Origin of the sequence: Pseudomonas sp. DR48 (genome assembly GCF_019823085.1) — a bacterium.
GTDB lineage: Bacteria > Pseudomonadota > Gammaproteobacteria > Pseudomonadales > Pseudomonadaceae > Aquipseudomonas.
In genome coordinates this window covers 2,107,979-2,118,781 of record NZ_CP081946.1, presented here as the reverse complement: position 1 = coordinate 2,118,781, position 10,803 = coordinate 2,107,979, and the positions used below count along the sequence as shown (strand labels likewise).

Genomic DNA, 10,803 nt, shown 5'->3' with positions numbered 1-10,803 from the left:
TTTATGACGGCCAGGAAACAACCGCGATCAATTAATTGATCGCGGCTTCGGATTTCATACGAATGACATTGGCGGCGCTGGAGGACCCATCGTGCCAAAAGGACAGTTCTGCATATTTGTCGAACAGGTCCGGCGGCAGGATGGTGCGCCGTGATTCCAGCGCCACTTGGCGTTTGACTCGATGCAGCCCCGAAACGCCCAGTGCCTGGTCAAACTCCGGCGCATCGTAGATGAGGTTGTTGAAGTCATGCTCGAACCACGGCTCGCCGATAAATTCGTACACCAGCCGCAACACCCGCTCCGGCGCCTGGCTGAGCAGGTCGTAATCGACGATCAGCAACGAGTCAGCGTTTTCACCGTAATAAGCTTCTTTGAGCGCAGTCCAGGCAAAACCCACCAGGCGATTGCGCTGGGCCAGGGTTTCACAACGGCTGTAGACGGTGTTGCGCTCGACTTCGTCGTTGAACAGCTTGGTGTTCTCGAACGGGTTGGCGCGATAAAGGCGCTCGAGGCTGTCCATCACCCAGGCGACGTTGCGCACGCAGGCAATGGTTTTGGCCTTGGGAAACAGATCCTGCAACGCCGGCAAACGCGAGCACCACTGTCGATTGGTATCGAAGATGACGGGCTTGTCGGCCTGATCGGCATAGTAGGAGTCGAACAATCCGCGCAACAGACGCCGACGCAACGGCGTGTCGATCACCGCACCGAACTCGCTACCGGCGCTGCATTGTTCGAGGACACTGGTAAAGAGCGTGCCAACGGGGCTGGTCATGCCTGCGTGAAAACGCGGGTTCTGCAACAGGATTGCCGACAGCAGGGTCGAACCCGACCGCGGCAAGCCTGAAATGAAATGGAACTGTTGCATCCGTTCACCTGCACATAAGTCCTTTACGTATGAGCAGCGTAGACGAAGAATGGCCTTACAAGTAGTGGTGTTTTGATATCAAATCGAAGCTAAATCCTTTAAAAATGTGATTTTTATTTCTGACTCAATGCATCACGAACAAGCGCGCATTGGCGCCTCCCGCCTGGGTTTTGCTAACGCCCTGCCACCCTGCTGGCAATGGTGCAAATTCGTCCGGCCCCTCGGCGGTTCCGATCAACCATACGCGGCTGGTGCCTTTGGGCAGGCTGCCAAGGCTGTCGAGATAAACGTCCTGAGTGACCAGCGTGCCGAAACCATAGGCATTCGGCCGGCTCGAAGTGCCATTGGGCAATGGGGGCGTATACAGCAACGGCTTGGTGTCGGTGCGGTTGTAATAGACATAGCTGAGGTACCAGAGCATGTCGCTGGTGACGATCCGGTCCCCGGCAACGAAGTGCTGGTTGACGTATTCGACCATGACACTGATCTGGTCATTGGTATCCACCGTGGCGTTGTTTTTCACTCCCACCAGTTCGACACCGACAAACAGCATCAGCGCCACCAGCGCAATCACCCGAAAACCCGAATACAGGCGATCAATGGCCAGCGCAGCGATCATCGGCAGCCCGAGGGCGTACGCAGTGACGTAACGCTCGATGAACACCGGCGAAATATAGGACACCCCAAACACCAGCAGCAGCGGTACAACGCTATAGATCGCCACCAAAGCACTGCCACGAAAAACACTGCGGTCGCGGGCCAGTGCCACCCACATCAAGGCCAGCACTGCCAGGGGCATGGCGATAAATAGCGGCGTCGGAAGCTTTTCGCCATCGTCCTGGATCAGGAACGACCAGATCATCGAAGGCAAGGAGCTGATCGTGACGGGATCTTCCCACCCGACATCACCATTGGCTTTGAGCTGATCCATGTGCTGGATCAGATCGATCAGGCTCGGCACCCACGGCAGGTACAACAGCACGATGGCCCCGTTCGCCAGCCACCAGCCAGGGCGCTGAATGTGCCGCAATCGATAGCCTGGCTGTAAACGAATCACCCCCAGGTACAGCCAGTGGCAAAGAACGCACAGGGCCGTGAAGTAATGGGTGTAGAACGCGGCCGTCATCAGCAGGGCGTAGGCGACCAGATAACGCGTGCGCCGGGGGTATCTGATCCAGTAGACCAAGGCAATCGTCGCACCGATCAACCACAGGCCCAGCAGCGAGTACATCCGCACTTCCTGGCTGTAGCGCACCGCCGTGGGCAGCAGCGCCAGCAGGACACCGGTCAGCAGCGCGGCACGCCGAGTGGCGATCAAGTCCATCAGCCATACGCCGAGCCATACCGTGGCGATTCCGGGTAATGCGCTGAGACATCGGATCGAGAAAATGCCATCGCCGAACAACTCGATCCAGCCGTGCAGGATCATGAAATACAGCGGCGGGTGTACATCGTGGGCGGCGTGCTGCCAGATCCCGCTTAACGAATACTGGCTCAATAGCAGACTGGAACCTTCGTCGCCCCAAATAGCCGCCGCCGTCAGGTCGTAGAAACGCACTGCCGTGGCCAAAATCAGGATCGGTAACAGCCAATGCTCGCGTACCCACCGCAGCAAACGCTGAACATGCGCCCAGGGGCGGGGTGCAGCATGCGGGCCCTGGGTGCCGTCAACCGGCGTTTCTCTACGTACTTCCATTGCTCCCCTCAAGATTGCCACTGACAAATACTGGATCGTGCGCTCACTGTAGGGCAGCGACAGTACCGTCGTCGATGCTGGCTTTACGACCAACGACATTCGGCAATCAGGCGGATCAACCAGGCTGTGGCGCGGCGTGACCCGGCCACAGAAATTTTTGGAGCCTGGGCTCCACAGAATTAGTCGAAGGTTTTTGCTCGCTGGAATTGCCGGAGCCGGGATGTTTCTAGTGTCCGGCGTCGTTTGCTCTTAGAAACCGCTTTCCCTGACACCCAGTGCCGCCATGCGTCGCCAGGCAACGCCCAGCAATGACTCGCCGCGTCCCTGCAACACCACCACGCCGCGCAAGGGTTGCATCGGCGTCGGCACCTCTTCGAGGGTGCTCAACCTGGCTCCGTATTGTCCCTGCACCGGTTCGGCCCGTTGATGCGGATCGCGACGCACCGCGATCGGCCCGTGATGATCGGACGTCAGCGCCTCCTGATCGACATAAGCCGCGCCATTGGTGTCGATTTCGGCCAATTTGACGGCGATCGCCGGGTGCATCGGGTCGTCGGCAATGAACCGCCCGGTGGCGCCCGGGGCAACGCGCCACAGTTCGGCTTCGGCCAGATAGCCACGCAACCGCGCACCGTCTTCAACGACGCGCGCCAAGGGGTCCTTGGTCGACAGCCAGCGACCGACCGTCAGTTGTGGCAACAGATCGCGTACGGTGCCGGCGTGAGGCGCGCGCAGCAGCAGACGTTCACGTTGGGCAGCCAATCCGCGATATTCAGCCACGGCCTCTGCCAGGCGTTGCTCGACAATACCGGCATCGGCGGCGGTTTCGCTGCGACTGGCCTGACGGCGCATCTGCAATTGCTGGATCTGGATTTCGCGACGGACGATGGCCTGGCGCGAATCCAGGTCCGGCGATTCCAGTTCAATCAACACCTCGTCCTGTGCAACCACCTGGCCGTCGTGCACATTTACCGTTTTGACTCGTGACGCAACCGGCGCATGCAGCGCACTGGCGCGTCCGGCCTCAAGCATCGTCGGCAACTCCACCGCGCTGCGCCATGGCAATCCCAGCGCCAGGAGCAGCCCAAGCAACGCCAGGCTGCTGAGCAAAACTCGTGGGGCATACGCCTGTTCCCTTCGGCTCCACCATTGCCGCCACTCGCTCAAAATGGGCAAGAAGATGAACCACACCAGCTCCACCAGCATCAGGAAAATCCCCAACACTTTGAAGAACAGGTGATAAACCGCCAGGGCGATCCCGAAAAACAACGCCGCGCGCCACAGCCACGAGCCGTAGCCCCAAATCAGCAACCGGCGCTGCATCTTCGGCGACCAAGGCTCCGGCGCCGCCGCGCCATAACCAAACAAAAACTCTCGTAGCCGCCAACGGCACAAGGCAAATGCTCGCCCTTGCAGGTTATCCACCTCCCATAAGTCGCTGAGCAAAAAGTAGCCATCAAAACGCATGAACGGATTGAGATTGATCATCAGCGTGGTGATCCAGGTGGCACTGGCGAGCATGAACGCCGCCGTGCGTCCGGGCCCCTCGGGCAGCAGTGACCAGATGAGGAGCGCGATGCAGGCCAGCAGCAGTTCCGCCAGCACACCTCCGGCGCCGATCAGCAGCCGCGCGCGGCGATCATTGACCCGCCAGGCGTCGCTGACGTCGGTGTAAAACATCGGCAGCAAGACCATGAACGCTACGCCCATGCTCTGCACCCGACAGCCCGCGCGCTTGGCCATGAACGCGTGACCGAACTCATGACAGAGCTTGGCGAAGAACAGCGCCACGCCGAACGCCAGCGCGCCGCCGAGGCTGAACAAATGCGGGAAGGTGGCGATAAAACGTTGCCAGTCCCGGGACACCAGAAATACCCCGAGCCCCAGGATGACCGGGAATCCGTAGCGCAGCGCTCGCGGGCCGAAGCGCTCAAGCCAAGGCCAGGCACGATTGAGAAAAGCGTCCGGGCGCCACAGCGGAATACGGAAGAACAAGTATTGGTGCAACAACACCTGCCACAGCGTCTGCCGCTGGGCGGCGGCTTTGAGGCTGTAACTGGCGCGCTGTTGCGGATCGAGCGCGCTGATCAGATCGTGGCTGCGCAAAAAGCCCAGCAACTGCTCCAGCTCCGCGCCATCGAGTGGCAAGCCGGGTTCGCGGTTGGCGGCACGCAGCACTTGTTCTGGGTCTCCCAGGGACCAATGACGCAGCAAACGCATCGCCGTCGCGCCGAGTTTGAAATAGCGGCCGCGCACCGGGTCGGCCAAGGTCCAGCGCGGCGAGCCATCAAGCGCCGGAGCAGCGGGCGTCAGCTGCAAGTCGGCGCGCAGGTTCGGCAGGCTCATCTAAAGGCCCACACTCTGGCGCAACCCGGCCAGCGGTCGGCGTAGCAGGTACAACGCCAGCGGTGCACGGTCGCCGAAAATCTTGGCGGTGCCGCGCAGGCCGATGCGCGGCGGCGCCCCCGCAAAATTCGCATCCAGACGATAAGCCAGTTGCCCGGCTACCGTGGGTTGCGCCTCATAGGCCGACCGTTCAAGTGTGGCCAGGTGTCGGTGCAACGGATCGCTGTCGAGAAACAGCGCGACTTGCGCGCCGGGCGCAAGGGCAATGGCGTCGCCCACCGCCAATTCGATACGTAACTCGGCCTGATTCGGGTCGGCAATTTCCATCAGCCGCTCGCCGGTCTGTACCGGTTTTCCTGTCCAGCGCTCCGCGTCGGCGAACACCGCGATACCGTCGCGCTCGGCGCGCACTTCGCTGCGTTTGAGCAATTCGCGGGCGTAATCCCGTTCGGCGCGTTTTTGCTCGACTCGCGCGGCCAACAGATCGATCTTCGAACTTGATTCAGCATCAGCGAACGAGCGTTGGGAATTGGCCTTGAGTTCCGCTTCGGCAACGCCCAACGCTCGTTCAGCCACATCGGCCTGAGCCTTGAGCGTGGTGCTTTCGAAGCGCAGCAACAGCTCGCCGTTTTTTACCGTCTGATTGGGCTTGACCAGGAACTCGGTGATCACCCCGTCCAGCGGCGCAGCCACCACGCGACCGCCCAACGGAACCACTTCGGCGGGCGCCAGCACCGATTGGCGCACCGGGATCAGCAACGCGAGCAACACCAGGGCAAGCAACGCCACCTGGCGTTTTCGGGTCCAGCGCAGTCGCCACGGCTTGCGCGGTTGCAGCGCCAGCCAGGCATGGCTGTAGGTGTCGCCCAGTTGCGACAGCAGCACCTGTTCGGAAGGATTCCACGGCAGATCCCGCGCCAGCCACAGACCTCCGAACACCTCACCTTCATGATCGATCAGCGGCAGCCAGAACACATGGGCCGCCGAAAGACTTTGCCAATCGGCCTGGATCGATTCACTGAGCACATTCGCCGGGATCACCCGGGCCAGTTTCAGCAGATCGGCCTTGAACAATTGAGCCACGGCCTGTTCGACGAACGCCACGAACGGCGCATTCGGCTCCACCGTGCTGACGCCCGTCACCGCTTGCACCTTGCCGGCGATCAACAGCGCCGCGTGGCGAAAGCCGAACAACGCCTGCCCGTCATTGACCAGGCTGTAGGCCAGCTGCGAAGGCGTGCGCGCCGCGCGGGTCAGACGCTCGAGATCAAGAAACCTGGCGAAGACTTGTTCGGCGCCGCTGGCAACCGGCGCGTTCATTTAAGCTCCGCGAATCGCGCCGTGCCACTCATGCCCGCCAGCAAACCGTTGGCATTGGGAAGCGTCGCGACCAGCAGCAAAGTCTGGCTGCCTTCATCGATCCGCGCACCGAGGCGCTTGACCGTGGCATCCAGTGGATGGCCGGTTTCATCGGGAACAAAACTGAAGGTCTGGCCGGGTTTGAGCCGGGCCATCCAGCGCGACGGCACCAGCAGATGAATTTCCAGGGTGCGGTTGTCGACCACGTCCAGCAAGGGAGCGCCAGCGGCAACACTTTCATAGCGCTTGACCTTGCGCTCGACCACTTGCCCATCGAACGGCGCCAACACGCTGCAGCGTTTGACCTGAACCTGATAAACCTGGGACTGCGCTTGTGTTTCGCTGACCTTGGCCTCGGCCCGCGCCACTTCAAAGCGCCCGACCGAATTCAACGCCGCCAGCTGTTTATTGTGCGCCAGCTCTTCACCCGCGCCACGGTTGGCTGCTTGAGCGGCATTGAGTTGGGCCTGATACGCCGAGCAATCAAAACGCGCCAGCGTATCGCCCTTCTTGAACGACTCGCCCTCACTGAACGGCAACTCGACAATGCGCCCGGACAACTCACTGGCAAGCACCGCTTGATCCCTGGCTCGCAACACGCCGCGAGCCTCACTGCTGGCCGTTGTGCTGCTGCCAGTGGCACTGTTTTCCAACAACGGATCGTCTGGAACGGGCGTTTGCGCCTGAACTGCGCATGTCACCAAGGTCAATCCAATAACCCAACCACGAACACGCTGCATAACCGTATCTCCCTGACGGATGAGCGGAGTCTATGACAGGGTGGATGGGCGTCAAGTGGATGGATGTTATTGGATGGAAATGTGATGTTTCAAAAAGACAAACTTTCTAGAGTGGGTGATTGATTGCCACCCGAAAGGATGGTCGGTATTAAATCCCACACGGAATCGGGAACCTCCGTTCAATATAAACTGATGCCGGCTATAGACAATTTTCAGATCTAACGAAAGACAGTGACCGTCAGGTCTCTCAAGCAGTGATTGTTAACAATTGAGCCTGGGAACACCTTGACCATCGACCATGCAAGTGCACAAAACTAGCCCTTGCCGGCGCTGGAAATCATCCAGTCGAAGGGGTCTTGGTCAAACGAGGTTGACGTGCGTGACGCACTCAATTTAGGATCAGCCCACTACTCAACCCCGTACGCAGAGATTAGGTTCTCTGGCAGTTGGGGTGAAAAAACCGGCTTCGGCCGGTTTTTTCGTTTCTGAGGGTTGTGTTTGTGCGCACTGCATTCTTCGTTGATGGCTATAACGTGTTCTACGGGTTACTGACTGACACACCTTATAAATGGCTAAACCTGCCGCAGTTGTTGGCTTATATCGCTCACATTGAAAACCCTCAAAGCTCTACGGCCTCAATTGACTATTTCACGTCCTCGGTCAAACCAGACCTGGCTACTCGCGGCATTGTTTCCAAGGAGGCTCAAGACAGTTACGTCCGCGCCCTAAAGGCTCACAACGTTGCCGTTCACTATGGTCGCCATCAACTCGAACCCGCACGCGCCCCCCGTTTTATCAGCAAGAAAATCAGAGCCTCGCGTCAAGACACAACCCCAATCTGGAAACTCGAAGAAAAGGAAACTGACGTCCATATCGCGATAAGCATGTACCGCACAGCAGCTAGACAAACCAAGGCTCCCGATGCTGAACGCATCCAGCAACTTGTGCTGGTGTCCGGGGATACAGACATGGCTCCCGCACTGAAAGCTATCCGAGAAGACTTTCCCCAAATAACCGTAGGTATCGTTCTTCCATACAGGAGTGGTTTCAAACGAACCCCGCCCGGCTCTTTGAAAGAACGCTCGCACTGGATGCGAAAGGCTATCTCCGCAGAAGAGCTGCAATCACACCAGTTCCCGGATCGCGTGCCTACCCGTAAAACGCCGGCAATCAAGCCGGATTATTGGTAACGGCATTGGCCAATGGATACACCGACTCCCATCCCCCACCCAACGCTTTATACAAACCCACCATCGCCAGCGAGACCGCGGTCGAGATCTCCACGAATTGTTCCTGAGTCGCCAGCAACGCGCCTTGAACCGTCAGCACGTTGACGAAGTCCACCACCCCTTCCACGTATTGCTGCTGCGCGGTGCGCAGGGCGATCTGGTTCTGGCGCACGGCTTCGGCGAGGCTGTCGCGGCGCAGTTGGCTGGCGTTGTAGACGGTCAGTTGATCATCTATTTCATGCCACGCACGTAGTACGGTTTGCTGGTAGGCGATAGCGGCCTCCTGTTGCTGTGCCTCGCGCAAGTTCAGAACGCCGCGCAAACGTCCACCATCGAACAGCGGCAAGCTCAGTTGTGGGCCGATGCCAAACGAGCGCGAGCCCCAGGAGCCGAAATCACTGAGCTGCAGGGCTTGCGAGCCGAGGCTGCCGGACAAGGTAATCCGTGGATAGAAATCGCCCTTGGCCACGCCGATGCTCGCTGTAGCGGCATGCAGGCGAGCTTCGGCCTGGCGGATATCCGGACGGCGTTCGGCCAATTGCGACGGCAGGCCGATAGCGACCTGACGCGGGGTTGGCGGCACGGGGACGTCTGTGGATAACTCGGCGAACAGCGCTTGCGGTGGTTCACCCATCAACAGGCTGAGGGCATTGATCAGTTGCGACTGACGCTGTTCAAGCGCGGGCAAGCGCGATTCAATGGCGGCGACTTGAGCCGCCGCTTCGGCGACGTCCAGGTCGGTGGCAACGCCGTCGGCCAGACGCAGTTGCGACAGTTTCAAGCTGTGGCGGGCGACGTAGAGGTTTTGCTCAGTGACGGCGCGAGTGCTTTGTACGCCGCGCAATTGAATGTAGTCCTGAGCCGTTTCGGCGAGCACCGACAGCAGCACGCCGCGACGATCGTTTTCCGCGACTTCAAGGGTCGCATCCGCAGCTTCGGTTTCGCGACGCACACGGCCCCATAAATCCAGCTCCCAGGATGCGGAGAAACCTGCATCCCACAGATTGAACGCCGAGTCGCCGTTGTGGCCGGACGGGTCCATCAATCCTTCGCCGCTGTTGCGTTTACGTCCGTAACTGCCCGTGGCGGCGGTGTTGGGGTAACGCTCGGCGGTAACCACCTGGCGCACGGCACGGCTTTGTTGCAGGCGGCTGCTGGCGAGTTTCAGGTCGAGGTTGTCGGTCAGGGCTCGTTGGCTCAGGGCGGAGAGTTTCGGGTCGTTGAAGACTTCCCACCAGCGCTCATCCATGGTTTCGGCGATGGCTTGGCTGGCAGCGGCTTTTACTGGTTTTGACCATTCGGTAATTTGTTGCGCTTGCGGTTTGTGGAAGTCCGGGCCGACAGTGCAGGCTGAAAGGCTAAGGACCAGTAAGGCGCAAAAAGTAAGTTGAGGCCACCGGCCTCTTCGCGGGCAAGCCCACATTGGAATGCGGTCAACTGTGGGAGCGGGCTTGCCCGCGAAGGCGTCAGCCCAGTCGAAAAATATCTTCATTGCTGAGCCACCTCACGCGAGGCGTTGCTCGCCGTATCGATCCTCGCTTCGACCGACATCCCCACCCGCAACCGCTCGGCCAATGCCTGCCCCGGTTCCAGCACAATCTTCACCGGAATCCGCTGCACCACCTTGGTGAAGTTGCCAGTGGCGTTGTCCGGTTTCACCGACGCGAACGTCACGCCGGTGGCCGGGGCGATGCTCTCGACGCGACCGTTCAGGACTTCGCTGCCAAGGCTGTCGACACGCACTTGCACGCCCTGACCCGGTTTCACATCAGTCAGTTGGGTTTCCTGAAAATTGGCCACCACGTAAGCCTGGGCCAGCGGCACCACCGCCAGAATTTTGCTGCCCGGCGTCACGTAAGCGCCAACCCGCACTGCGCGCTCGCCAACCATGCCGTCCTGCGGCGCAACGATGCGCGTGTAAGACAGCTCGTAGCTGGCCATTTCCAGCGCCGCTTGCGCTCGCTTCAGTCCACCTTCGGCCGCGTCGCGCTGAGCGGTGAGGATCTCCACTTGCTTGCGTTCCGCCGCCAGCACTGCGGTCACGTTGGCCAATCGAGCAGTGGCCTGATCAATGCGCGTGCGCGCTTGCTGAGCGTTCTGCACCGTACCCGCACCCACGCCGGCCAAGTGGTTGTAGCGATTCAACTCGTGCGCGGCAAAGTCCATTTCAGCCTTGGCCGACACCACTGACGCCTGCGCTTGAGCAATCACCGATGTCTGGCGCTCAAGGGTGGCCCGCGCGTTTTGCAATTGCGCCCTGGCCACCAGCGTTTCGGCGTCGGCGGCTTGGGCGGCGGCACGCAGATCCCGATCATCGATCAGCGCCAGCAACTGACCAGCCTTGACCTGTTGGTTGTCTTCCACCAGCACTTCCTTGATGAAACCCGCCACGCGAGGCACCACCAGAGTGAAGTCCGCCGAGACAAAGGCATCGTTGGTACTCTGTTGTGTGCGTTTGCCAAAAAAGCCTGGCGCCAGCAGGTAAACCAGCACGCCGACCGCCACCACAGCGACGATGCTGACCGCCATTTTTTGCTTTGCTTGAGTCGTCATAAAAACCTTCTG

Annotated in this window: 8 protein-coding genes; 1 reads left to right on the top strand and 7 read right to left on the bottom strand. The window is 60.0% G+C overall.

Annotation, left to right across the window (positions count from 1 at the left end):
* Nucleotides 1-31: 31 nt before the first annotated feature.
* The 5 genes from K5K95_RS09685 to K5K95_RS09665 all read right to left on the bottom strand — a co-directional run bounded on the left by K5K95_RS09685 (nucleotide 32) and on the right by K5K95_RS09665 (nucleotide 7,009).
* Nucleotides 32-868 (bottom strand): sulfotransferase family protein, encoded by an 837-nt coding sequence (locus tag K5K95_RS09685; RefSeq protein ID WP_222589268.1) that lies wholly within the window; start codon nucleotides 866-868, stop codon nucleotides 32-34.
* Between the two features lie 124 nt (nucleotides 869-992).
* On the bottom strand, nucleotides 993-2,564 hold the full coding sequence (locus K5K95_RS09680; RefSeq protein ID WP_222589267.1) for a glycosyltransferase family 39 protein: 1,572 nt from the start codon (nucleotides 2,562-2,564) through the stop codon (nucleotides 993-995).
* 249 nt (nucleotides 2,565-2,813) lie between these two features.
* On the bottom strand, nucleotides 2,814-4,910 hold the full coding sequence (locus K5K95_RS09675) for an HlyD family efflux transporter periplasmic adaptor subunit (protein ID WP_222589266.1): 2,097 nt from the start codon (nucleotides 4,908-4,910) through the stop codon (nucleotides 2,814-2,816).
* Nucleotides 4,911-6,230, bottom strand: a complete 1,320-nt coding sequence (locus K5K95_RS09670; protein ID WP_222589265.1) for an efflux RND transporter periplasmic adaptor subunit — start codon at nucleotides 6,228-6,230, stop codon at nucleotides 4,911-4,913.
* Complete coding sequence (locus K5K95_RS09665; protein ID WP_222589264.1) at nucleotides 6,227-7,009, bottom strand: efflux RND transporter periplasmic adaptor subunit; 783 nt, start codon at nucleotides 7,007-7,009, stop codon at nucleotides 6,227-6,229. The genes K5K95_RS09670 and K5K95_RS09665 overlap by 4 nt, the downstream gene beginning before the upstream one ends.
* A 500-nt stretch (nucleotides 7,010-7,509) precedes the next feature.
* Between K5K95_RS09665 and K5K95_RS09660 the strand changes: the two genes are divergently transcribed.
* Nucleotides 7,510-8,199 (top strand): NYN domain-containing protein, encoded by a 690-nt coding sequence (locus K5K95_RS09660; RefSeq protein ID WP_222589263.1) that lies wholly within the window; start codon nucleotides 7,510-7,512, stop codon nucleotides 8,197-8,199.
* Here K5K95_RS09660 and K5K95_RS09655 read toward each other — a convergent pair.
* A complete protein-coding gene (locus K5K95_RS09655) occupies nucleotides 8,180-9,730 on the bottom strand; it encodes an efflux transporter outer membrane subunit (RefSeq protein ID WP_222589262.1) in 1,551 nt (516 codons plus the stop codon). The genes K5K95_RS09660 and K5K95_RS09655 overlap by 20 nt on opposite strands.
* The gene (locus tag K5K95_RS09650) at nucleotides 9,727-10,791 is read right to left on the bottom strand and encodes an HlyD family secretion protein (protein WP_222589261.1); all 1,065 of its coding nucleotides are present in this window, start codon (nucleotides 10,789-10,791) and stop codon (nucleotides 9,727-9,729) included. Before K5K95_RS09650 ends, K5K95_RS09655 begins: the two co-directional genes overlap by 4 nt.
* Between the last annotated feature and the right edge of the window lie 12 nt (nucleotides 10,792-10,803).